Genomic DNA, 22,964 nt, shown 5'->3' with positions numbered 1-22,964 from the left:
CGTGGACCGACGAAGGCCCATGGACCGAAGAAGGAAGGAAGGCGGCGCATGACGACCGCACAGACCGCCCCACCCCCGCCCATGCGGCTCAGGGAGCTCGTGTTCGGCGCGGCATGTGCCGCCGCCCTCCGCGCGGCCGCACGGCTCGGCGTCGCCGACGCGCTCGGCGAGAACCCCATGGCCGTGGAGGACCTCGCGGCCGCGGTGAAGACCGAACCCAAGCCGCTGCGCCGGCTGCTGCGCGCCCTGACCTGCTACGGCGTCTTCACCGAGCAGCGCAACGGCACGTTCGCGCACACCGACATGTCCCGACTGCTGCGCGAGGACGACCCGCACAGCCTGCGCAACATCACCCTGTGGTGCACCGAGCCGTGGACCTGGGACGCCTGGCCCCTGCTCGACGAGGCGGTGCGCACCGGCTCCAACGTCGTCGAGGGCCTGTACGGCAAGGAGTTCTTCACCTACCTCAACGAGGACGCGCCCCAGTCGGCCGAGGTGTTCAACCGGGCCATGACGACGTCCAGCCGGCAGTCGGCCCAGGACGTCGCAGCCCTCCTGGACCTGTCGGCGAGCACCTCGGTCGCCGACATCGGCGGCGGCCAGGGCCACGTCGTGGCGAGCCTGCTGGAGAAGTACCCGGCCATGCGGGGCACCCTGCTCGACCTGCCGCGGGTGGTGGAGAACGCCGACCCCCGGCTGCGCGAGGGCGGCGCGCTCGCGGACCGTGTCAGCATCGTGCCGGGCGACTGCCGCGAGGCCATCCCGGTGCGGGCCGACGTGTACGTCATCAAGAACATCCTGGAGTGGGACGACGACAGCACCGCCCGCGCGCTGCGCAACGTGATGGCGGCCGGCGGTCCCGGGGCCCGGGTGGTCGTCATCGAGAACCTCGTCGACGACACCCCGTCGATGCGGTTCAGCACCGCCATGGACCTGCTGCTGCTCCTCAACGTCGGCGGGGCCAAGCACACCACCGACAGCATGGTCGGCCGGCTGACCGACGCGGGCCTCGTCATCGACGACATCCGCCCGGTCAATCCATACCTGCACGCCTTCGACTGCACCGTGCCGAAGTGAGCTGACCCGGGGCCCCGTCCATGCCTCGGCCGCCGGACCGCACTGTGGCGGTCCGGCGGCCGAGGCGTGGACGGTGGCCGTTCAGGCGTCCGGCGCGCGCCGGTCGGTGACCAGCTCCATCCGGGCGCCCTCGAGAGCGCGGACGAGTCCGCCGCCGGTCGGGGAACCGGCGTCGGTGAAGCCGTCCAGAAGGGTCGTCAGCTCGGACACCCGGCCGGGGTCCGGAAGGCCGAGGGTCACCGCGGGGTCGCCCTCGTGGAGGTCCCCGCGTACGTCGACCAGCCGCACCACGACGTCGTCGCGCTGGAAGATCGTGCTGCACAGCACCGGGCTGCGCGGATCCCTGGCGGCCGCCTCGTCGCGCTCGGCGAGCAGCTGGGCCAGCCGCATGCCGCAGCCCGGACGGGCCGGGTACGACAGCGCGTGCCGCTGCGCCCGCTCCTGCTCCTCCCCCGCCGTCACGTGGTGGACGGCGGGCAGCGCCGCCCGCGTGTAGAACACCCGGGCGGACTCCGGGTCGCCGAGGTCCCGGTCCTGCTCCAGGTACGGGTTGATGGCCTCCTCGACGGCCCGCACCTCGGGCTGCTCGGCCACGTGCCGCAGGGCCGCGAGCAGGTCGCCGCGCACCTCGATGGCCCGCACCACGCGGTTGCCGTGCAGGAACAGGGACGTACGGCACAGACGCGTGGTGTCGTCGACCCGCGGCTCGGGAGAGGCGTAGTCGGCGAGGATCTTGCCGACCGCCTCCTCGCTGCCCGGTTTCACCGTGAAGGTGAGCGCGTGCCGGATGACGCCGTCGCCGACGCGGGGCGCGGCCTGCAGTCCGCCCCGGCCCGGATCGGCGCCGGCCGAGGGGCGGCCGGTCTCGCGGACCACGTGGAAGCGGAGCGAGCGGGTGTCCCGCACGCAGCTGTGCAGCGGCTTGACCATGCGCACGTGCTCTTCGCTGCTCACCCAGTTCAGGAACGGCGGCGCGCTCTCCCACTCGCTGGTGATCAGCCACTGGGAGGGGTTCTCGATGGACTGGCACAGCTGCTCGCCGATGTGACCGGGGACGGACTCGACGTGGCTGCGCAGGTTCTCGTACGTCTCGAGGAACTGCTGCTGGGCTCCGTCGTAGACCTCCACCAGCAGGACGACCCGCAACCGGGAGCCGTCGAACACGGACTGGGAGACCTGGTGCGACAGCTGTCGCGTCAGCGGTTCGGAAGCGACTGGTTCGGAAGCAGGGGTGGACGTGGTGGTCATCCTGCGCACATCTCCTTCGCGGGGGCGGAACTGAACGTCGGCCGCGGTGATGCGACGCCGGCTTGCCTCGATCCTGTGCCGGGCCCCGACGGCGCGCGACTCGTGTGCGGTGCGCGGGTGACCGGCACCCCGGCCGGCCCGGTGCGCGGCCTCAGGCGAGGTGCGCGAAGACGACCAGGTTGTCCGTGTAGTCCTTGGCCTTGCGGTCGTAGTCGCCGGCGCAGGTGATCAGTCGTACCTCGGGCCGGTCGGCGTCGCCGTAGACGCGGTCGCTCGGGAACTCGTCCTTGGCGAAGGTCTCCAGGCTGTCGACCACGAAGGTCGCCGTGCGTCCGTCCGCGCGCCGGACCTGGAACTTGTCGCCCTTGTCGAGCTGGTCGAGGCGGGCGAAGACGGCGGCCGAGGTCTTGGTGTCCACGTGCCCGGCGATGATCGAGGTGCCCTTCTCGCCGGGCGAGGTGCCCTTGGCGTACCAGCCGACGAGGTTGGTGTCGCCGGCCGGCGGCGGCTGGAGCTGCCCCTTGTCGCCGATGGCGAGGTCGGTGAAGGGGGCGTCGACGGAGATCTCCGGGATCAGCAGGCGCACCGGTTTCGACCGGGGCAGGGCGGAGTCGGCCGGGCCGGTCGCGGGCGGGGCGGACGAGGCGGTGGTGCCGGGATGCGGGGGCAGCGGGGGGCGGGAGGAGTCGGCGGACGTGTCGTTGCCGCCGACCAGGCTCACCGCCAGGATCAGCAGGGCCACGGCGCACAGCACCATCAGGCCGGAGCGGGAGCCCTGACCGGTCGTCGTCTCGTCGTCGGCCGGGGCGGGGGCGGAAGGGGGGACTGACATCGGGGACGACCTCACTGGGACACGGCGGCAGGACGGACACGAGCAGCGGGGGTGGGCGGAGGGGGCGAGCCGGGCCGCCCCGTGGTTCCTGGGTGGCGGCCCGGCTGCTATGGCGCCCGGCACGGCTTACGCCACTCCGTGAGCCGACTTCTTGCGCCGGACGGCGTACAGACCGGTCGCGGCGACGGCCAGGACGGCGAGCCCGCCCGCGGTCGTGGTCGGCGTGGCCAGTCCGCCGCCGCCGGTGTGCATGCCGCCGCGCGGCTTCTCGTGCTCGCCGCCGCCGCGGGAGCTCTCGCCCTCGTCCTGCTGGTAGGTCTGCGAGCCGCCCTCCTTGGACTCGCGGCCACCGCCGTCCCAGTCGCCCTCGTTCACCGCGGCCAGCGCGCCGCCGCCGGTGTGCATGCCGCCACGGGGCTCGTCGTGCTTGCTTCCGTTGTCGTGCTCCTTGCCGGAGGACGACGCGTCGTCGTGGTTCCAGTCGCCCTCGCTCACCGCGGCCAGCGCGCCGCCGCCGGTGTGCATGCCGCCGCGCGGCTCGTCGTGCTTGCTTCCGTTGTCGTGCTCCTTGCTGTAGGAAGAGTCGTCGTGGTCCCAGTCGCCACCGGCCGCCGCGTAGGCGCCGGGAGCGCCGAGGACGAAGACGGCCGAGGCCGCCGCCGTGGTCAGGAGCATCCGAGCAGAACGCATCTGTGGTTCCTTCCGTCACGGCCGGGCAGCTGGTGCTTCGTCAGCTGAGGTGACCCGGCCCCGACGTGAATCACCGTCAGCCCGTCGTCCGTCTCGCACCACTCAAGGCGCTCAGCCGGGTGAACACGCCGCCCGTTCGGGTGCGGGGCCCGCTTCCCGCCGGGCCGCGAACTGGTCCGTACGGCGGTGGAGTTGGGCCGGTCCGGACGGGGTGTCACCCCGCGACGACCTGTCACCCCCGCCCGCGCGGCCCCAGGGTCCGCTACTGCTCCGGGTCCACGTGGGTCGGGTCCTGCACCTCGGGCTCCTGGCGCAGGGAGCCGGGGGCGGCCCGGTCGGGGGTGGCCTCGCTCTGCCCGGACTGCGGCGGCGGGGGCGGCGCGGTGTCGCCGGGCGCACCCATGCCGGCGGCGGGCAGACGCAGGGCGAGCAGGGCGACGTCGTCCCCGCGCGGCGCGATGCGCGCGAGCAGTTCGTCGCAGAAGTCGTCGACGCTCCACACGTCCGCCCGCCCGGCCAGTACGCCGGCATGGTGGCGGAGCTGGTCCATGCCCACGTCGATGGGACGGTCGCGGCTCTCGACCAGGCCGTCGGTGTAGAGCAGGAGGATGCTCTCCGGCGGTAGTTCCTCGCGCGTGTCGGGCCAGTCCAGGCCGAGGCGCAGAGTGGCGCTCATGCCGATGAGCGGGCCGTGGCCGCCCTCCAGGAAGCGCGTGCCGCCGTCCCGCGTGATCAGCAGCGGCGGCGGGTGTCCGGCGTTCACCCAGTGCAGCCGCCAGGGGCCGCCCTCGGCCCCTTCGACGCGGGCGAAGACGAGGGTGGCCATGGGCGCGTCGCTGGTGTTGGTCACGGCCTCGTCCAGCCGGCGCATGATCACGCTGGGCGGCTCCTGGTGGTCCCAGGCCAGGGCGCGCAGCATGTTGCGGACCTCGGCCATGTGGGCGGCGGCCTGCAGGTCGTGTCCGACGACGTCCCCGATGACCAGCGCCATCACGCCGTCGCCGAGGAGGAAGGCGTCGTACCAGTCGCCGCCGACCTCCATGGCGCTCTCGGCCGGCCAGTAGCGGGCGGCCATCCGGAGGTGGTCGACCTGGGGCAGCGGGGTCAGGAGCTGGCGCTGCATGGTCTCGGCGACGTTCTGCTGCTCGTGGTAGAGCCGGGCGTTGTCCAGGACCAGTCCCACGCGGCGGCCGATGTCCGCCAGCAGGGCGACCTCGGCCTCGGTGTGGGCGGGGCGCTCTCCGGAGCGGCCCACCGTCAGGATGCCGTAGGACCGCTGGCGGGTGCGCAGCGGGATGACGACGGCCGCGTGGCCGCCGAGCCGTTCGAACAGCACCCGGTGGGTGGCGGCGAGCGGGTGCTCCGGGTCGCGGAACAGGTCGTCGGCCTTGAGCGGGACGGGCCGGTCGCTCTTGATGAGCAGGGTGAGCGCGGCGCGGGCCTGGTCCGGCAGCGAGGTCATGGGCCCGCGCAGTGGTCCGGCCCGGTCCGGCCGGGTGCTGCTGCGTACCGCCACCCGTTCCATCAGGTCCGACTGGCCCGGGTAGACGTCGACCGCCGCCCACTGGCCCAGTTCCGGCACCAGCAGCCGCACGAGCCGGCGGAGGGTGGTGGAGGTGCGCTCGGTGGGGACCAGCACGGTGGAGATCTCGGCGACCAGGTGCAGCTGGGCGGTGAGTGCCTCCAGGGCGGTGGTCCGCGCCTCGGTCTCGTCGGCGGCGCTGCGGTGCAGGCTGAAGTCGTGGAAGACGAGCACCAGCCCTTCCTGCCGTCCGCCGCGGACGAGGGGGGTGGTGGCCCAGATGATGGGGACCGTGGTGCCGTCGGCCCGCTGGAAGTACTCGTCGCTGCCCTCCTCGGCCGGCACCCCGTGCAGGGGCCTGCGCAGGGCGCACCGCTCGCGCGGTACGGGGCTGCCGTCGGCGTGCCGGTGCAGGAGGTCGTGCGCGTCGTGCCCGAGCATCTCCCGTTCCGACCGGCCCAGCAGGTGCTCTGCCCAGGGGTTCACCGAGGTGATCCGGGCGGTGGGACCGAGAGTGAGCACGCCGGCGCCGAGGGCGCGCAGGACGGCACGGGGAAAGTCGGGCTCCACGGGCTCCGGCACGCCGTGTGCCTCGGCCGACGTGTCGTGCCCTGGTTCCTCGCCGTTCCGGTGGCCCGCCCAGCGTGACGTCACGACCCTCACAGCCTTCCGATGCCGTCCATCCCGCCAGGTTCCCCAGGGGGCGGTGATGAACCGCTCCGCGCGGCCGAGGGGGAGGATCGAGGGTGTGCAAAACCGGTCGCCCCGCCCGGGCCGTGTCCCGTACGTTCACGCGATGTCCGAACTTCGAACCGATCGTCTCGTGCTCCGCGACTGGCGGGCGTCCGACCTGGGCCCGTGGGCGGCGATGAACGCCGACCCGGTTGTCCGCGAGTACTTCCCCGAGGTCCTGACCCGGGCGCAGAGCGAGGCGTCCGCGGCCCGCTTCCAGGCCGACCTCGACCGGCGGGGCTGGGGCTGGTGGGCGGTGGAGATCGCCGCCACCGGCGAGTTCATCGGCTTCGCCGGGCTCGATCCCGTGGAGGACGGCATGCCGTTCACCGGAGTGGAGGCGGGCTGGCGCCTGGCCCGCCCGGCCTGGGGGCACGGCTTCGCCACCGAGGCGGGACGGGCCGTGGTGTCGCACGCCTTCGAGGAACTCGGGCTGTCCGAGGTCCTCGCGGTGACCGCGGTCGGTAACCGGCGTTCGCGGGCGGTGATGGACCGCCTGGGCATGACCTACGACCCGGCCGACGACTTCGACGACCCGGAGATCCCCGAGGGCCCCCTGCGCCGCTCCGTCGTGTACCGCCTCCGATCCCGCGACCACCGGCCCGGCGCGCTGTAGCGGGGGCCGGGCGGCGAACGGCGGTGTCCCCTCACCACGCGGGACGGGGCCGCCGCCACGCACGCGGGTGACGCGTCACGGCCCGGAGCGGAACACGCCGCCACGCGGGCGGATGCCACGCCACCGCCCACCACCGGCCCGCCACCACGCAGGCACCTCCTGCACCACCGCCCGGAGCAACGCCCCGTCGCCCCCGGGTGGTGCCGCCGCCGGGCGCGACCCCCCGGGTGGGTCAGGCCGGCGGCTCAGGCCGGGTGGCCGAGGGTGGTCGTACGGTTCAGGTCGTCGGCGAGTCCCACGGCGGCCCTCATGCGCTTGCCGACCGGCTCCCGGTGCACCTCGAAGCTCTCGCAGACGGCCATGACGATCTCCAGCCCGTGCCGGCCGACCCGGCCGGGGTCCGCGGGCCCGGGCACGGGGAGCACCGGCGCGCTGTCCCACACCGTGACCTCCACCCGGTCCTCGGCCAGTTCGAGATCGACCAGCGAGGGGCCGGGCGCGTATTTGCAGGCGTTCGTCAGCAGCTCGCTGACCACCAGTTGCACCACTTCCCCCGCACGTTCGGACACCTGGGCACCCTGTACCGCGCGCACCCGCGCCAGAAACCGCCGGGCCAGTTCCCGGCCCCTGGCGATGTCGCCGGGCATGCCCTGGTACTCCGCCGAAACCTTGACCGACCCGTCTCTCGGCCGGTCCCCCGTACGGGCAGCCCCGTCCATCCGATCCGCCCTCTTCCTGAGCCTTGACCGTTACGCCGACCCGTCTACCCCCGAATCCGGCAAACATCACCCGCCCCACCGAGCCGTGGTCGGCATGGGCGGGTCGGGAGACCTGTCGGATCGCGGCACCGCCCGACGCGGCGGGTCCGGGGGCTGGTCCGCGTCGGGCTGGTGGCCGATCCTGGTGACCACGTCGTCGAGCCGGTGGCCGCCGGGGCCGCGCGGCCGGAGTGGGGGGTGGCCACATGGCGCAGGACGGACGGGTCTCCGCGCGGAAGGCCGACCGGGGCCGGGCCGGGCCCGCGTGCCCGGTGGACCGGGCGGCGGACGGGACCTGGCAGGTGCACGATTTCGCCGTCGCGCGGGCGCTGCTGCGCGGTCCCGGCACCGTTCAGGCCGGTCTCGGCATCGAGACGGTGGAGAAGCTGCCGCCGCGCGTCCGCCGGCCCGTGCTCTACCGGGACGGCCCCGAGCACCGCGAGCACCGCAGGCAGACCGCCCGCTACTTCACTCCCCGCAGGGTGCACGAGCACTACCGCGAGCCGATGGTCCGGATCGCCGAGGAGCAGCTGGCCGTCCTGCGCTCGGCCGGCGAGGCCCCGCTCTCCGACCTCGCCTTCGGCCTGGCCATCGGCGTGGTGAGCGAGGTCGTCGGGCTGCGCTACAGCAGACCCGGCATCCGCCGCAGGCTGGAGCGCTTCTTCCCGGAGGAGTTCGGCGAGCCGGGACTGACCAGTGTCCGCGGCCTGTACTGGCTGGTGCGGCAGAACACCAACTGGCTCCGCATCCACCTGGCCGACGTGCGCCCCGCCGTCCGCGCGCACCGCCGCCGCGAGCACGACGACCTGATCTCCCACCTGATCGCGGAGGGCTGCTCGGACGTCGAGATCCTGGGCGAGTGCCTGACCTTCGCCGCGGCGGGCATGGTCACCACGCGCGAGTTCGTGTGCCTGGCCGCCTGGCACCTGTTCTCGGACGCCGAACTGCTCGGCCACTACCGGTCGGCGGACGAGACGGGGCGGCTGGCCGTGCTCCAGGAGCTGCTGCGGCTGGAGCCCGTCATCGGGCGCCTGCGCAGGCGGGCGACGGAGGCGGTGGAGCTGTCCTGCCCCGACGGGCCGGTGACGGTGTGCCCCGGCGAGTACGTCGAGGTCCACCTGGACAACGCCAACGCGGACCCGACGGCCGTGGGCGAAGAGCCGCTGCTCGTCCGCCCGGAGCGCGCCGAGGCGGTCGGTGCGGGGCTCTCCTTCGGCGACGGACCGCACCGGTGCCCCGGGGCGCACATCGCCCTGCTGGAGACCGACGTGTTCCTCAGCCGTCTGTTCGCCCTCGACGGCGTCCGGATGAGCGGTGCGCCGCGCGTCGCCTTCCAGGAGGCCATCGACGGCTACGAGATCCGCGGGCTGACGGTGGCACTTCCCCGGGCCGGCCGCGGCTGACCGGCCCGGGGACCGACGTACGGCGGCGGCGCCGCGGTGTCAGCCGCCCAGGGCGCCGAGGACGACGAGCTTGGCCTCGTCCTGCACCTGGCGGAGGTGGTCCGCGCCGCGGAAGGACTCGCCGTAGATCTTGTAGACGTCCTCGGTGCCGGAGGGGCGGGCCGCGAACCAGGCGTTCTCGGTGGTCACCTTGATGCCGCCGATGGGGGCGCCGTTGCCGGGTGCCTCGGTGAGGACGGCGGTGACCGGCTCCCCGGCGAGGGTGTCGGCGGTGACCTGGGCCGGGGACAGCTTGGCCAGGCGGGCCTTCTCCTCGCGGGTGGCGGGTGCGTCGATGCGGGCGTAGGCCGGTTCGCCGAAGCGGGCGGTGAGCGCCGCGTAGTGCTCGGAGGGGGTCTTGCCGGTGACGGCGGTGATCTCGGAGGCGAGCAGCGCGAGGATGATGCCGTCCTTGTCGGTGGTCCACACGGAACCGTCCCGGCGCAGGAACGACGCCCCGGCGGACTCCTCGCCGCCGAAGCCGAGGGAGCCGTCGACCAGCCCGTCCACGAACCACTTGAAGCCGACGGGGACTTCGACCAGGCGGCGGCCGAGGTCGGCGGCGACCCGGTCGATCATGCCGGAGGACACCAGCGTCTTGCCGACGCCCGCGCCGGCCGGCCAGTCGGTGCGGTGGGCGTACAGGTACGCGATGGCGGTGGCGAGGTAGTGGTTGGGGTTCATCAGGCCGCCGTCGGGGGTGACGATGCCGTGGCGGTCGGCGTCGGCGTCGTTGCCCGTGGCGATGGTGAAGCTCTCGCGCCGCTCGATGAGGGACGCCATGGCGTGCGGCGAGGAGCAGTCCATGCGGATCTTGCCGTCCCAGTCCAGCGTCATGAACCGCCAGGTCGGGTCGGCGAGCGGGTTGACCACCGTCAGGTCGAGACGGTGCTGCTCGGCGATCCGGCCCCAGTAGGCGACGGAGGCGCCGCCCAGCGGGTCCGCGCCGATCCGCACGCCCGCCGAGCGGATCGCGTCGAGGTCCAGGACGCTGGGCAGGTCGCGGACGTAGGCGTCGAGGAAGTCGTGGCGGCCGGTGCCGGGGGCGGCGAGCGCCCGCGCGTACGGGACACGCCGTACGTCCTTCAGACCGGCCGCGATGATCTCGTTGGCCCGGTCCTGGATCCAGGAGGTGGCGTCCGAGCCCGCGGGGCCGCCGTTGGGAGGGTTGTACTTGAAGCCGCCGTCGGCGGGCGGGTTGTGCGAGGGGGTGACGACCACGCCGTCGGCGAGGCCCGAGGTGCGGCCCCGGTTGTGGGTGAGGATGGCGAGGGAGACCGCCGGGGTGGGGGTGTAGCCGTCCGCGCCGTCGATGAGGACGGTCACGTCGTTGGCGGCGAAGACCTCCAGTGCGGTGACCCTCGCGGGCTCGGACAGGGCGTGGGTGTCGGCGCCCAGGAAGAGCGGGCCGTCGGTGCCCTGTGCCGAGCGGTACTCGCAGATGGCCTGGCTGGTGGCGGCGATGTGGTCGTCGTTGAACGCCGCCGCCAGCGACGAGCCCCGGTGCCCGGACGTGCCGAAGGCCACCCGCTGGGCGGGCTCGGCCGGGTCCGGGTGCAGGGCGTAGTACGCCGTCACCAGCCGGGCGACGTCGATCAGGTCCTCGGGGCCGGCCGGCTTTCCCGCTCGGTCGTGCTGCATGCGCCCACTCCTCCGCATAGGTCGGGACTTCGCTCGCGGGTCCCATCTTCCCCTGTCCGGGGAGCGGCGCCGTGCGTGGCGGCCGGTGTCAGATCCGGCCGCCGGTGAGGCGGGTGAGGGGTCCGTGCGTGTGCCGTCCGGCGCGGCGGCCCACCGCGTAGGAGGCGGCGCTCACGGCGGTGAGGCCGGCGCCCACGCCGGCGGCGACGAGTTTGCGGTGCGCGACGACCGTCCACGCCGTCTTCGCCGCGGCCGCGACCTGGCCCGAGGTGGCGGCCACGGCCTGGCGGCCGGCCGCCACCCCCTTGGCCGCGGTCCGGACGGCGCCGTTCGCGGCGTCGGCCGAGCGCCGGGCACCGGACCTGGCCGCCGACGCGGCGTCACCGGCCTTGGACTCGACGGTCGCGGTGGCGGCCGGCTTCTTGCTCGTGTTCTTGTTCGGATCGCTCATGGACACCGCCTTGCCCCTGACCGCGCGGGCAAACACGGACGTCCCGCGCCGGTCCGGCACGGCGGCCGCGACGCCCAACGAGGCTCGTCCGTCGAGGTGTTGCCCCGGTCCCGGGCGCGGACCGGTCCCCCGCGCGGACCATTCACCGCCGGGACCGGTTCACCGCCGCGGACGGTGCAGTTCCCGCGGCTCGATCCGCTCCTCCACCACCGTGTCGCCGTCGCGGACGACCACGTAGGCGCCCGTGCCCGGGACTTCGGCGACCGCCTCGGTCAGTTCGGTGCCGCGGTAGACGAGGCCCACCCCGTCGTCCGTGCAGTGGGCCGTCGGGAGGGTGCCGTCGGCGACGAGGCGGTGGATCAGGGGCCGGCGGCCCGGGTCGACGTCGTAGTGGACGCCGTTGCCGTAGGGCAGGAAGTCCAACGCGTCGGTGACCGGGCGCAGTTCGGGACCGAAGGAGTCGGTGGCGCCGCCCCGGAACCAGCACAGGGAGCCCGCGCTCACGCCGCTGAGCACGACGCCCGTCTCCCAGGCCTTGCGCATGACCCGGTCGAGGCCGTGCACGCGCCACACGGCCAGACCCGGGCGGCCTGGGTTCCGGTGCCGTCATGCGGTGGTCCTAACGACGGCTGGACGGCGGCAGCTGGGCCGGGCTCACCTGCTCGCCCAGCACCTCCGCCATGAACTGCACGAGCCAGCGCTGGGCCGGGCTGCGCGAGGACTCGTGCCGCGCGTACAGGGCGATCTCGATGGGCTCGGTCTCGAACGGCAGCCGCACCAGGCGCACCCGGTGGGACGCGGTGAAGACCTCGCCGACGTACTCGGGGACGATGGCCACCAGGTCGGTCTGCTCCAGCAGGTAGGGCAGCATCGAGAAGCGGGTGGCGTCCACGGCCACCCGTTCCAGGAGCCCGTGCGCGCCCAGCAGGGCCCGGGGCGCGACGTGGCCGCTCGGCCCGAACACCGTCGCGTGGTGCTCCGAGGCGAGGTCCTCCGACGTGACCGCGTCGCCGCGTACGCGCGGATGGTCGGCCGCGACCATCAGGACGTAGCGCTCGCGGAAGAGCGGGATGCGCACGGTGAGGTGCGAGGTGATCACCGGGGTGGCCACGAACACGTCGAGGTCGCCGCGGCGCAGCTGGCCCTCGGCGTCCTCCACGTCGAAGGGGCGGACGGTGAACGACACGCCCGGCGCCCGCTCGCGCGCGGTGGCCACGAGCCTCGGCAGCAGCGTCGCCTCACCGAGGTCGGACAGGGCGATGGTGAACCGGCCCGACATGCTCCCGGCGTCGAAGAGGTCGCCCTGGCGGACCGTCCCGTCGATCTCGGCCAGCGCGCGCTGGAGCGGCAGGTACAGCCGTCGCGCGCCGGCGGTGGGGGTCAGCCCGCGTCCGTTGCGGCGGAACAGCTCGTCGTCGAAGTGCCGCCGCAGCTTGCCCAGGCTGTAGCTGACGGTGGGCTGCGTGACGTGGAGCGTCTCGGCGGTGGCCGTGACGCTGCCCGTTTCGTAGAGCAGGACGAACACGCGGGCCAGGTTGAGATCGAAGGTGCCCATATCGAAGAACTCTATATCGGAGTGGCAAAACATCTATTGGTGCCCATGTCGTGGGGTGCCTAGCGTGTGCCGCGTCACTTCGAAAGGAACGTCCGTGCCATCCGTGCGTCGTGTCTCCCACGAACTCCTGGAGCGCCAGGGGCTCACCACCGTCTTCGGCAATCCGGGCTCCAACGAGCTGCCCTTCCTCGCCGGGCTGCCCGACGGCTTCCGCTACGTCCTCGGTCTGCACGAGGGCGCCGTCGTCGGGATGGCGGACGGGTACGCCCAGGCGACCGGCCGCCCGGTGCTGGTCAACCTGCACGCCGCCTCCGGTTCCGGCAACGCCATGGGCGCCCTGACGAACGCCGTCGCCTCCCGTACGCCGCTCGTGGTGGTGGCCGGGCAGCAGGTGCGCCCGGCCATCGGCCCCGAGGCCAACCTGGCCAGCGTCGACGCCCCGGCCCTGATGAAGCCGCTGGTCGGCTGGGCGGCGGAACCGGCGTGCGCCGGGGACGTGCCGCGTGCGCTCGCCCAGGCCGTCTTCGAGGCGCGGCTCCAGCGCCGCCCGACGTACCTGTCGGTGCCGTACGACGACTGGTCGGCCGACGTCGACGACAACGCCCTGGCCGTGCTCGACCGGCGGGTGCTGCGGGCCGCGGTGCCGGGCGGCGAGCAGCGCCGGTGGCTCGTGGAGCAGGTCGCCTCGGCCCGGCGCCCCGCGCTCGTGCTGGGCGGCGACATCGACTCGGCCGGCCGCTTCGACGACGCGGTGCGGCTGGCCGAGCGGCTGGGCTGTCCGGTGTGGGCGGCGCCCTCGCAGTTCCGGCTGCCGTTCCCCAACCGGCATCCGCAGTTCCGGGGTGTGCTGCCCGCCGGGATCGCGCCGGTCTCGGCGGCCTTCGAGGGCCACGACCTGGTGCTCGTGCTGGGCGCGCCGGTCTTCCGCTACCACGAGCATCTGCCCGGCCGGTACCTGCCCGAGGGCACCCGGCTGATCCAGGTGACCGAGGACGCCTCCGCCGCCGCGCGGGCGCCGATGGGCGAGGCGCTGGTCGCCGACCCGGGTGCCGTCGTCGACGTACTCCTGGAGGCGCTCGACGCCGCCGACCGGCCCGCGGACCCCTACCGGCCCGTGCCCGAGCCGCTCACCGCCGAGGGCCCGGCGCTCCATCCGGAGCAGGTCTTCGCCGCGCTGCGCGACGAGATGCCCGAGGACACCGCGTACGTCGTCGAGTCGACGTCGACCAACGCGGCGTGGTGGCGCCAGATGGACCTGCGCCGCCAGGGCTCCTACTACTTCCCGGCGGCCGGAGGACTCGGATTCGGGCTGCCGGGTGCGGTCGGCGTGGCGATGGCACAGCCCGGACGGCCGGTCGTCGGCGTGATCGGGGACGGCTCGGCCAACTACGGCATCACCGCCCTGTGGACGGCCGCGCAGCACCGGGTCCCGCTGACCGTCGTCCTGCTGCGCAACGGCACCTACGGGGCGCTGCGCTGGTTCGGCGGCCTGCTGGGCGTGCCGGACACGCCGGGCCTCGACATCCCGGGCCTCGACTTCACCCGCATCGCGGACGGCTACGGCGTCCGCGCCCAGCACGTCGGCGGGGTGGCCGAGCTGCGCGCCGCGCTCGCCGAGACGCCGGACCGTCCCCGCCTGATCCAGGTGGACACGGCACTCACCACGCCCTCCTGAACCGACTCCCGAACACCACACCGAAGACTCCGACGAGAGGGAAGACGATGACACTCCTGGACAGCGCCGTCTGGGGCGGGAAGTTCTCCAGCGACGGCTGGCAGGGCTCCCCCACCGAGCAGCCGGTGACCGAGCCCGCCACCGGCGACCGGCTCGGCACGGTGGGCCTGGCCTCGGCCGAGGACGTGAACCGCGCCGCCGCCCGGGCCGCCGAGGCCCAGCGCGGGTGGGCGGCGACCTCGCCGCAGCGGCGGGCGGCCGTGCTGCGGCGTGCGGGTGAGCTGTTCACCGAGCACGCCGCCGAGATCGAGGACTGGCTGGTGCGCGAGGCCGGCTCGGTGCGGTCCAAGGCGGCCTTCGAGGCGGGCCTCGCGATCAGCGAGTGCTTCGAGTGCGCCGGACTGCCGACCCATCCCCAGGGCGAGGTGCTCACCTCGGAGGACGCCCGCTGGTCGCTCGCGCGGCGCCGTCCCGCCGGTGTCGTCAGCGTGATCGCGCCCTTCAACTTCCCGCTCATCCTCGGTCTGCGTTCGGTGGCCCCCGCGCTGGCGCTCGGCAACGCCGTGCTGCTGAAGCCGGACCCGCGCACCGCGGTGAGCGGCGGTGTCGTCATCGCCCGGATCTTCGAGGAGGCGGGGCTTCCGGCCGGTGTCCTGCACCTGCTGCCGGGCGACGGGTCGGTCGGCCGGGCGGTCGTGGAGGCGCCCGAGGTGCGGGTGATCTCGTTCACCGGGTCCACGCCGGTCGGGCGGGCGATCGGCGAGCAGGCCGGGCGGCTGCTGAAGCGGGCGCACCTGGAGCTGGGCGGCAACAACGCGCTGGTCGTGCTGCCCGGCGCGGACGTGGCGAAGGCGGCGTCGGCGGGTGCGTTCGGCTCGTATCTGCACCAGGGGCAGATCTGCATGACGACCGGCCGGCACATCGTGCACGAGTCGCTGGTGGAGGAGTACACCGCCGCGCTCGCCGCGAAGGCCGAGGCGCTGCCGGTGGGCGATCCGGCGCGGGAGGACGTGGCGCTCGGACCGATCATCGACCGGCGGCAGCTGGAGCGGGTGCACGGCATCGTCACCGACAGCGTCGCGGCGGGCGCGAAGGTCGCCGCGGGCGGCGAGATCGACGGCGCCGGCTACCGCGCCACCGTCCTGACCGGCCTGACGACGGACATGCCGGCCTGGCGCGAGGAGATCTTCGGCCCGGTCGCGCCCGTCATCTCCTTCGCCACCACGGAGGAGGCCGCGCGGATCGTCAACGACTGCGAGTACGGGCTGTCGGTCGGCATCCTCGGCGACGTCGGTACGGCGATGAAGCTCGCCGACCGGATCGACTCCGGCAAGGTGCACATCAACGAGCAGACGGTCAGCGACGAGCCCAACGCCCCCTTCGGCGGGGTCAAGGCGTCCGGCACCGGCTCCCGGTTCGGCGGCGCCGCGGCCAACGTCGAGGCGTTCACCGAGACCCAGTGGCTCACGGTCCGCCCGGACATCGCCGACTACCCGTTCTGATCCCTCCGGTCACCCGTACCGGTCCCACCCGGCCGCCCCGGCCGGTCCGGCTCCGCTCACTCACACCCGTCCCCGGGGGGAGAGTCACCATGGCTTCCACCACCACGTCCGGCGCGCCCGCGCAGGCCGGCCGCGCCGCCGGCGGCACCTGGACGGTGATCCTGTGCTGGATCACCGTCCTGCTGGAGGGCTACGACCTCGTCGTCCTCGGCGCCATCATCCCCACCCTGCTCAAGACCCACCACCTCGGCATGACCGCGGGCGACGCGACCACCATCGCGACGCTCTCGCTGGTGGGCGTCGCCATCGGCGCGGTCTGCGTCGGTCCGCTGGCCGACCGGCTGGGCCGCCGCCGCCTGCTCATCGGCTCGGTCGTGCTCTTCTCGGTCCTCACCATCGTGGTGCCGCTGGCGAACTCCGTCGCGATGTTCGCCGCGCTGCGCCTCCTCGCCGGTCTGGGCCTGGGCGCCTGCATGCCGGTCTCGCTCACGATGATGGCCGAGCACATGCCGGCCAGCCGCCGGGCGCGGGCCAGCACCCTGACGATGACCGGTTACCACACCGGTGCGGTGATCACCTCGCTGCTGGCTCTCCAGGTGAGCGACAACTGGGAGATCCTCTTCTACCTGCTCGGCGTCGTCGGCCTGGTGATCGCCGCGATCCAGTGGTTCAAGCTGCCGGAGTCGGCGGCCTTCGAACGGGCCAAGCGGGACGGGGCGCAGCGGGTGCCGTTCACGGAGTTGCTCAAGCCGGCGTACCTGCGTGCGGGCATCGGCATCTGGGTCGCCTCGTTCATGGGCCTGCTGCTGGTCTACGGCCTCAACACCTGGCTGCCCAAGCTGATGAACGACGCGGGCTACCCCGTGCCGACGGCCGTGACCCAGCTCCTGGTGCTCAACATCGGCGGCGTCGTCGGCCTGGTCCTGGGCGGGTACGTGGCCGACCGGCGGGGCATCAAGGGCACCACCATGGTCTGGTTCGCCGTCTCGGTGCTCATGCTGGGGTGCCTGAGCGTCAAGATGGAGAGCGACCTGCTGCTCAACGTGGTGGTCTTCTTCACCGGCGTGTTCGTCTTCTCGGCCATGGTGCTGGTCTACGCCTATGTGACGCACTACTACCCGGCGTCCGTGCGCGGCACCGCGCTGGGCTCCGCGTCCGGCATCGGCCGGATCGGCTCGATCGTCGGCCCGTCGATCACCGGCGCGCTGGTCGCGTCGGGGGTGGGGCACCCGTGGGGCTTCTACTTCTTCGCGGCGGTGGCGGTCCTCGGCTTCCTGGCCGTGCTGACGCTGCCGCGCGGCGACGGGGCCGAGCCTGCCGGGTGACGCCCCGAGGGCATGGGAAACGGGAGCAGTGGGCCGCGCGGCCCACTGCTCCCGTCGGTGTCCGGGGGCCGGTGTGTCAGTCCTTGTCGACCTTCTGGCCGAGCACCTTGCCGTTGGCCGCGTCGACGTCGACGGTGGTCTTGTTCCAGTTGCTCTTGTCGACCACGTCGACGCCCCAGACGACCTGCTGGTCGTCGTTGTCGCCGAGTTCGACGTGGGTCACGGTGCCCTTGGCCTTGGCGGTGGCCGCCTCGACCGCCTGCTCCGGCGTCTGCTTGGCCTTGTCCAGCCAGTCGGTCACCTGGGTCTTGTCGTCGGGGTCCTGGTCCGGATCGACCATGGTGCGGAAGACCTTGCCGTTCACCGCGTCGATGTCGATGCGGTGCAGGGTGCCGTCGGACTGGGCGACCTTGGCCTCCCACTCCGGGGCGCCCTCACTGGGTGCCGGGTTCGGCATGCTGGGGCTCGGCGAGCCGGTCGGGGAGCCGGTCGGCGACGCGGTCGCGTCGGCCTCCACGCGCTTGAGTTCGAGGTCCACGAGCTTGCCCTCGGGGACCTCCTTCACGGCGGTGTCGGCGGCCTTGTCCCAGGTGACCTTCGTCGCCGTGACGAGGTCCTTGCGCTCGGTCTGGTCCTCGTTCATCGAGGCCGACGGGGAGCCGGTGGGGGACGCGGACGCGGTGTCGGTGGCGGAGGGGGATTCGGTCTGGGCCGCCTCCGCGACGCTGGAACGGTTCGTATCGGCGTTCGTGCAGGCCGTCAGCAGCAGGACGGAGGCGCCCAGGGCACCGGTCACGGCCAGCGAACGCAAAGGGGGAAGTCGTCGTGCAGAGCTCATGATGCTGTCCGTAACCGCTCCGTCACGCAGACACACCGGACCGGTATGAAAATCACCCTATTGGCTTTCAGTGAGCCCGCACGAACTCCACCCGGCCGCCTCCCGTGGCGGTCACCGGGCATCGGGGCAGCGTCCGGATCCCGCCCCCTTCCAGCCACTCCCGGTACGCGGTGGACTGCCGGGCGACCTCCCAGTACGCGTCCTCCAGGGCGGGGAAGACGGCGTCCAGCTCGGCCCGGGTGCGGGCGGCCAGCAGCAGGCGTACGCCGAGGGGGTCGCCGTACAGGCGCCGCACCGCCATGTCGGGCCGGGACTGGGAGCTCGGCTGGCAGACCGTGACGACCTCACCGGTGGCGACCAGGGAGGCGGTCGTGTGGTAGTCGCCGTGCAGCACCCGGGGGTTGAGGCCGACGGCGCGCAGCATACGGTGCACGCCGTCCCATTCGCCGTCGACGGTGGGGTCGACCATCCACCGGTCGTCGGCGAGGTCGGCGAGGCGGACGACGGGCCGGGCGGCCGCGGGGTGGTCGGCGGGCAGCATCACGAACTGCGGTTCGCGCTCGACCAGGACGCGCAGCCGCAGGTCCTCGGGGATGTGCAGCGCACAGCCCTCGACCTCGTGCACGAAGGCGACGTCGAGCTGCCCGTCGGTCACCCGGCGCAGCAGCGCGTTGGCGGAGACGTCCATCTGCAGGGTCGGTTCCAGACCCGGCCGTCTGAGCCGGCGCAGCCAGCCGGCCAGGGCCCGGCTGGCCGTGGAGCCGACCCGCAGCCTGCTGTCGCCGCCGGCCGCGGCGGCGCGGGCCTCGCGGACCAGGGTGCTCATGTCGGTCAGCAGCGGACGGGCCCGGCCGAGCACCGTCCGGCCGAGCGGGGTGGGGCGGCAGCCGGTGCGCTCCCGAGTGAACAGCGGTCCGCCCAGGGCCTGTTCGATGCGGGTCAACTGGGTGCTCAACGTGGGCTGTGCGACGCCCAGTTGGCGCGCCGCCCGGTGCAGGCTGCCGGCGTCGGCGATGGCGCACAGTGCGCGTAGGTGCCTCACCTCGAGCTCCATGCAGGGAGCGTAAAGCGGAACAGTTGGTTGCGCCAGGTGAACAAAACGCGGCGGAACAGGGCGAGTTCTGCACTCTGGTCAAAGCCGCGACGAGTGGCGGACCGGGTGGCCGTGCCGAGTGGCCGAAGGGTGGGTGATAGCCCGGCCCTATCACCTGTTGCCATCATCACAGCGGGTTCGTGGGCGCCCCACACTCACCGATGACGACTTCTCCCCACTCCCCCACTCAAGGAGTCATCGATGCGTATCACCCTGCCCCTGCTGTCCACCACGGTCGGTCTCGGCCTGACGGCCGCCGTGCTCGGCGCCGGCCCCGCCGCGACGGCCGCGGCGCCCCAGGAGCCGGTCCGGGCCGCCCAGCTCGGCTACCAGCCCTCGGTCGGCTCGGGCGAGGACGCGGCCGCCAACCGTGCGTTCTTCGAGGCGGTCGTCAAGTCCGTCGCCGAGAAGCGTGCCGCCAACCCGTCCGCCGCCGCGGCGGTCACCGTCTACTACAGCGCCACCAACGCGCCGAGCTTCCGTTCCCAGATATCCCGCTCCGCCCAGATCTGGAACAGCTCGGTGTCCAACGTGCGGCTCGCGGAGTCGAGTTCCGGCGCGGACTTCGCGTACTACGAGGGCAACGACTCGCGCGGCTCGTACGCCTCCACGGACGGGCACGGCAGCGGCTACATCTTCCTCGACTACCGGCAGAACCAGCAGTACGACTCGACCCGCGTGACCGCCCACGAGACCGGGCACGTGCTCGGCCTCCCCGACCACTACTCCGGGCCGTGCAGCGAGCTGATGTCCGGCGGCGGCCCCGGCCCGTCCTGCACCAACCCCTACCCGAACTCCAACGAGCGCAGCCGGGTGAACCAGCTGTGGGCCTACGGCTTCCAGGCCGCCCTCGACAAGGCGCTGGAGAAGGCCTCCCAGCGCTGACGTACGCGGACCACCGTGTGGGCGGCCCGGCCGGGCCGCCCACACACGCGTGTACCTGAGCGCGCCGCGCTCAGGGCTGCGCGACGGCGGGGAGCGCGGCGCGTACGGCCCGGTGGACGGCCCGGGCCAGCCGGGCGCCCCACTCGGAACGGGGTCCCGCGAAGGCGTGCACCTCGGCGTCGCCGACCGGGGCCCGCGCGGCGACGCACACCGCGTCGGTGGGGGTGCCGGAGCAGTCGAGACCGGCGTCGAGCAGTGCCTGGACCTTGGCCTCGGTCGCCGTCATCACCGCGTTGACCAGGGCGGCGTCGCTCAGTGCCACCGGCAGCGCGGCGACGATGTTGATCGTTCCGGGCGGCACGGCCCCGGCGGCGCCGTCCTCCGGCGCGGCCGCCCAGCCCCGCACCGAGATGCCGGCCGTCGCCACCGCCTCGGCCCCGCCGTCCCGCGCCCGGCCGTGGGCGGAGACGTCGGCGGCCGTCATCAGGCCCACGCCCGGCCCACGGGCCCCGGCGGCTCGGGCCAGGTCGGCCAGGTGCCGTGCGGGGTCGGTGCGCCGGTAGCCGTGGGCGACCTGCGCGTTGAGCACCCAGGCGCGCTCCCCGGTCCCGCCGCCCAGCACGGCGCTGCTGATCATCCGCCAGCCCGGTCCCGGGCGCCACAGCAGGGCGTGCAGCCGTTCGCCGTCCTCCACCCGGGTCAGGTCTTCCGGGGCCGGCATGCGGTCGGCCCCGGTGCGGGGCGGGGGCAGGAGGGCGGGCACGGGTCGGGGCTCCCAGCGGTGATCGGCGCAGGTCGAAGACGGACCGGACGAAGACGGACCGGACGATCGTACTCGGGGCCGGTGTCCCGGCGGCCGGCCGGCCGGTCCGTCGCGGGGCGCATTGCGGACCCGGGTCCGGGCACCTTCACTGAACACAACTTCGCCACCAGGCGACGGATCGGAGGCCGCGATGCTGTCCCACACCCTGGAGCATGGGGTCCTGGTCATCACGGTGGACCAGGACCCGGGTATCGCCGGGCGGGCCACGCTGACCACGCACATCACCAACCTGGTCGACGCCCATCGGCCGACCCCCGTCGTCATCGTCCTGACCGAGCGGGCGGGCGGCCACGCCGCGGTCAGCGCGGTGCTCCGGGCCCATCAGTGGTGCGGGCGGCTCGGTGTCCTGATGTCCGTCGTGACCCACAGCGCGCCCGTCCGGCGGCTGCTCGACGCCAACGCCGACTCCTCGGGGCCGCGCCTGGTGGTGCACGCCCGCGTCGACACCGCGATCAGCACCGCGTTCACCGCCGCGGCCTAACGCACGTACCGGAGTTCCGCGGCGGGCGACGTCGGCCGCCACCGTCGCCACTGCCGCCGCCGCTACTGCTGTGCGAGCCAGAGGTCGGGGCCGAAGACCTCGTAGTGGATGGCCTCGGCGGGCACCCCGCGGCGCAGCAGGTCGCCGCGGACCGCGCGCATGAAGGGCACCGGGCCGCACAGGTAGACCGTGAGGTCCGCGGGCAGGTCGATGCCGCCGAGGTCGGCTCGGCCGGTGGACGCCTCCGGCGCCTGGTCGCCGGGCTCCTCGTACCACAGGTGGAGCCGGGCGTCGGGCAACGTGCGTATCAGGTCGAGCTGCTCCTGCCGGTGGGCGTGGTGGTCGGGGGTCCGGTCGGCGTGCACGACGGTCACCGGGCGGGTGGCACCGGCGGCGGCCAGGTGGTCGAGCATCGAGAGCATCGGGGTGACGCCGATGCCGGCGGAGGCCAGCAGCAGCGGGCCGTCGTGCTCCGCAAGGGCCAGGTCCCCGGCGGGCAGCGATACGTCGAGCACGTCGCCCTTGCGGGCGTTCGCGTACAGCCAGGAGGAGACCTCGCCGTCCGGCTGTCCGTCGCCCCGGACGCGCTTGACGGTGATGCGCCAGTCGGACCGGCCGGGCGCGGCGGACAGGCTGTACTGGCGGATCTGCCGGGCGCCGTCGGGCAGTTCGACCTGGACGCTGACGTACTGACCGGGCCGGAACGGCACGACGGGACGGTCGTCGGCCGACCCCAGGACGAGCGAGACCGCGTCGGCGCTCTCCTCGACCCGGTCGACGATCTCCATGGAGCGCCAGACGTCTCCCTCGGCGACGCCCTTCTCGGCGTAGAGGCGGGCCTCCAGGGCGATGAGCGCGTTGGCCATCAGCCAGTAGACCTCGTCCCAGGCCCGGGCGACCTCGGGGGTGACGGCGTCGCCGAGCACGTCGGCGACGGCGGCCATCAGGTGCCGGTGGACGATCGTGTACTGGTCGGGGGTGATGCCGAGCGAGGCGTGCTTGTGCGATATGCGGGAGAGCATCACGTCGGCGCGTTCGTCCGGGTTCTCCAGCAGCAGACCGGCGAACGCGGCGACCGAGCCCGCCAGGGCCCGCTGCTGCTCGCCGTTGGCCTGGTTCCCCCGGTTGAACAGGTCCCGCAGCAGCTCCGGGTGGGCGTCGAAGAGCTTGCGGTAGAACAGGTCGGCGATGTCGCCGATGGCCGCTCCGACGGCGGGGAGGGTGGCTCGGACCACGGGAACGGACTGTTCGGAGAGCACAGCGACTCCTTAATTGGTAGATGATATTCGTGTTTTAGGTCACAGCTCGACGGCCTCCGGGGCCGCCGCCCGTCATCCCGAGGGGCGGTCCGTCAGGCCGATCAGAACCGGGCCGGTCGGTGCGGCCACCAGGTCGGTCACGGTCAGCGGGTCGAGCGCCGCGTAGAACGCCTCCTGGGCGTCGCGCAGCGCACGGCGCAGCCGGCAGGCCCCGCGCAGCGGGCAGGGGTTGTCGCCCTCGCAGTCGACCACCTCGGCGTCGCCCTCGAGTTCGCGCACCAGCCAGCCCACCGAGGCGTGCCGGCCCAGGTCGGTCAGTGTCAGCCCGCCGCCGCGACCGCGCCGCGCCTCCACCACACCCAGGTGCTGCAGGCGGGTGATTGCCTTCGCCGCGTGCGTGTACGGCACCCCCACGACCTCCGCCACCTCTCGGGTGGCCAGTGGTTCGTCACCGTCTCTCACAACCGCCAGGCGCATGACCGAACGCAGCGCCAGGTCGGTGAACTTCGTCAGCCGCAC

Annotated in this window: 21 protein-coding genes and 1 pseudogene; 8 read left to right on the top strand and 14 right to left on the bottom strand. The window is 73.5% G+C overall.

Annotated features, from left to right (window positions below):
• The first annotated feature begins 48 nt into the window (after positions 1-48).
• Positions 49-1,077, top strand: a complete 1,029-nt coding sequence (locus ACH4D3_RS11475; RefSeq protein ID WP_398319737.1) for a methyltransferase — start codon at positions 49-51, stop codon at positions 1,075-1,077.
• A gap of 81 nt (positions 1,078-1,158) precedes the next feature.
• On the opposite strand, the gene ACH4D3_RS11470 is transcribed toward ACH4D3_RS11475, so the two are convergent.
• The 4 genes from ACH4D3_RS11470 to ACH4D3_RS11455 form a co-directional block, all read right to left on the bottom strand.
• A complete protein-coding gene (locus ACH4D3_RS11470; RefSeq protein ID WP_398319734.1) occupies positions 1,159-2,325 on the bottom strand; it encodes a SchA/CurD-like domain-containing protein in 1,167 nt (388 codons plus the stop codon).
• A gap of 151 nt (positions 2,326-2,476) precedes the next feature.
• A complete protein-coding gene (locus ACH4D3_RS11465; RefSeq protein ID WP_398319731.1) occupies positions 2,477-3,157 on the bottom strand; it encodes a class F sortase in 681 nt (226 codons plus the stop codon).
• Between the two features lie 126 nt (positions 3,158-3,283).
• A complete protein-coding gene (locus tag ACH4D3_RS11460; RefSeq protein ID WP_398319728.1) occupies positions 3,284-3,847 on the bottom strand; it encodes a hypothetical protein in 564 nt (187 codons plus the stop codon).
• A 262-nt stretch (positions 3,848-4,109) separates the two neighbouring features.
• Complete coding sequence (locus ACH4D3_RS11455; protein ID WP_398319725.1) at positions 4,110-6,023, bottom strand: SpoIIE family protein phosphatase; 1,914 nt, start codon at positions 6,021-6,023, stop codon at positions 4,110-4,112.
• A 142-nt stretch (positions 6,024-6,165) separates the two neighbouring features.
• Between ACH4D3_RS11455 and ACH4D3_RS11450 the strand changes: the two genes are divergently transcribed.
• A complete protein-coding gene (locus ACH4D3_RS11450) occupies positions 6,166-6,717 on the top strand; it encodes a GNAT family N-acetyltransferase (protein WP_398319722.1) in 552 nt (183 codons plus the stop codon).
• A gap of 245 nt (positions 6,718-6,962) precedes the next feature.
• On the opposite strand, the gene ACH4D3_RS11445 is transcribed toward ACH4D3_RS11450, so the two are convergent.
• On the bottom strand, positions 6,963-7,436 hold the full coding sequence (locus ACH4D3_RS11445) for an ATP-binding protein (protein WP_398319719.1): 474 nt from the start codon (positions 7,434-7,436) through the stop codon (positions 6,963-6,965).
• Between the two features lie 245 nt (positions 7,437-7,681).
• Between ACH4D3_RS11445 and ACH4D3_RS11440 the strand changes: the two genes are divergently transcribed.
• The gene (locus ACH4D3_RS11440; protein WP_398319717.1) at positions 7,682-8,878 is read left to right on the top strand and encodes a cytochrome P450; all 1,197 of its coding nucleotides are present in this window, start codon (positions 7,682-7,684) and stop codon (positions 8,876-8,878) included.
• Between the two features lie 39 nt (positions 8,879-8,917).
• Here ACH4D3_RS11440 and pgm read toward each other — a convergent pair whose 3' ends face one another.
• The 4 genes and pseudogenes from pgm to ACH4D3_RS11420 all read right to left on the bottom strand — a co-directional run bounded on the left by pgm (position 8,918) and on the right by ACH4D3_RS11420 (position 12,564).
• Positions 8,918-10,558 carry a phosphoglucomutase (alpha-D-glucose-1,6-bisphosphate-dependent) gene (pgm, locus tag ACH4D3_RS11435; protein WP_398319714.1) on the bottom strand — a complete coding sequence of 547 codons (1,641 nt, stop codon included), beginning with the start codon at positions 10,556-10,558 and terminating at the stop codon, positions 8,918-8,920.
• An 88-nt stretch (positions 10,559-10,646) separates the two neighbouring features.
• A complete protein-coding gene (locus tag ACH4D3_RS11430; RefSeq protein ID WP_398319711.1) occupies positions 10,647-11,009 on the bottom strand; it encodes a hypothetical protein in 363 nt (120 codons plus the stop codon).
• 159 nt (positions 11,010-11,168) lie between these two features.
• Positions 11,169-11,588: pseudogene (locus ACH4D3_RS11425) on the bottom strand (Type 1 glutamine amidotransferase-like domain-containing protein); the annotation flags it as partial.
• A 40-nt stretch (positions 11,589-11,628) separates the two neighbouring features.
• On the bottom strand, positions 11,629-12,564 hold the full coding sequence (locus tag ACH4D3_RS11420; protein WP_398319708.1) for a LysR family transcriptional regulator: 936 nt from the start codon (positions 12,562-12,564) through the stop codon (positions 11,629-11,631).
• 94 nt (positions 12,565-12,658) lie between these two features.
• On the opposite strand from ACH4D3_RS11420, the gene mdlC reads away from it, so the two are divergent.
• From mdlC to ACH4D3_RS11405, 3 genes are all read left to right on the top strand, one after another.
• Entirely contained in the window at positions 12,659-14,239 is a 1,581-nt protein-coding gene (gene mdlC / locus ACH4D3_RS11415; protein ID WP_398319705.1) for a benzoylformate decarboxylase, read from the top strand.
• A gap of 47 nt (positions 14,240-14,286) precedes the next feature.
• Positions 14,287-15,741: a benzaldehyde dehydrogenase gene (locus tag ACH4D3_RS11410; RefSeq protein WP_398319702.1), complete on the top strand. Its 1,455-nt coding sequence runs from the start codon at positions 14,287-14,289 to the stop codon at positions 15,739-15,741.
• 89 nt (positions 15,742-15,830) lie between these two features.
• Complete coding sequence (locus ACH4D3_RS11405) at positions 15,831-17,066, top strand: MFS transporter (RefSeq protein ID WP_398319699.1); 1,236 nt, start codon at positions 15,831-15,833, stop codon at positions 17,064-17,066.
• Between the two features lie 76 nt (positions 17,067-17,142).
• Here ACH4D3_RS11405 and ACH4D3_RS11400 read toward each other — a convergent pair whose 3' ends face one another.
• Positions 17,143-17,904, bottom strand: coding sequence for a PepSY domain-containing protein (locus tag ACH4D3_RS11400; protein ID WP_398319696.1), 762 nt, complete (start codon positions 17,902-17,904; stop codon positions 17,143-17,145).
• A 67-nt stretch (positions 17,905-17,971) separates the two neighbouring features.
• On the bottom strand, positions 17,972-18,958 hold the full coding sequence (locus ACH4D3_RS11395) for a LysR substrate-binding domain-containing protein (protein WP_398319693.1): 987 nt from the start codon (positions 18,956-18,958) through the stop codon (positions 17,972-17,974).
• A gap of 240 nt (positions 18,959-19,198) precedes the next feature.
• Here ACH4D3_RS11395 and snpA point away from each other — a divergent pair, with 240 nt between their 5' ends.
• On the top strand, positions 19,199-19,882 hold the full coding sequence (gene snpA / locus ACH4D3_RS11390) for a snapalysin (protein ID WP_398319690.1): 684 nt from the start codon (positions 19,199-19,201) through the stop codon (positions 19,880-19,882).
• A 70-nt stretch (positions 19,883-19,952) separates the two neighbouring features.
• Here snpA and ACH4D3_RS11385 read toward each other — a convergent pair whose 3' ends face one another.
• Positions 19,953-20,645 carry an adenosylcobinamide amidohydrolase gene (locus ACH4D3_RS11385; protein WP_398319687.1) on the bottom strand — a complete coding sequence of 231 codons (693 nt, stop codon included), beginning with the start codon at positions 20,643-20,645 and terminating at the stop codon, positions 19,953-19,955.
• A 190-nt stretch (positions 20,646-20,835) separates the two neighbouring features.
• Here ACH4D3_RS11385 and ACH4D3_RS11380 point away from each other — a divergent pair, with 190 nt between their 5' ends.
• Positions 20,836-21,186: a hypothetical protein gene (locus ACH4D3_RS11380; RefSeq protein WP_398319685.1), complete on the top strand. Its 351-nt coding sequence runs from the start codon at positions 20,836-20,838 to the stop codon at positions 21,184-21,186.
• 62 nt (positions 21,187-21,248) lie between these two features.
• On the opposite strand, the gene ACH4D3_RS11375 is transcribed toward ACH4D3_RS11380, so the two are convergent.
• The gene (locus ACH4D3_RS11375; RefSeq protein ID WP_398319682.1) at positions 21,249-22,445 is read right to left on the bottom strand and encodes a globin domain-containing protein; all 1,197 of its coding nucleotides are present in this window, start codon (positions 22,443-22,445) and stop codon (positions 21,249-21,251) included.
• Between the two features lie 72 nt (positions 22,446-22,517).
• Positions 22,518-22,964, bottom strand: coding sequence for a nitric oxide-sensing transcriptional repressor NsrR (gene nsrR / locus ACH4D3_RS11370; protein ID WP_398319679.1), 447 nt, complete (start codon positions 22,962-22,964; stop codon positions 22,518-22,520).

It is taken from the genome of Streptomyces sp. NPDC018026, from assembly GCF_044327745.1.
GTDB classification, from domain to species: Bacteria; Actinomycetota; Actinomycetes; order Streptomycetales; family Streptomycetaceae; genus Streptomyces; species Streptomyces rubrogriseus.
The sequence above is the reverse complement of the archived record's forward strand: the minus strand, read 5'-3'. Positions and strand labels throughout refer to the sequence as shown.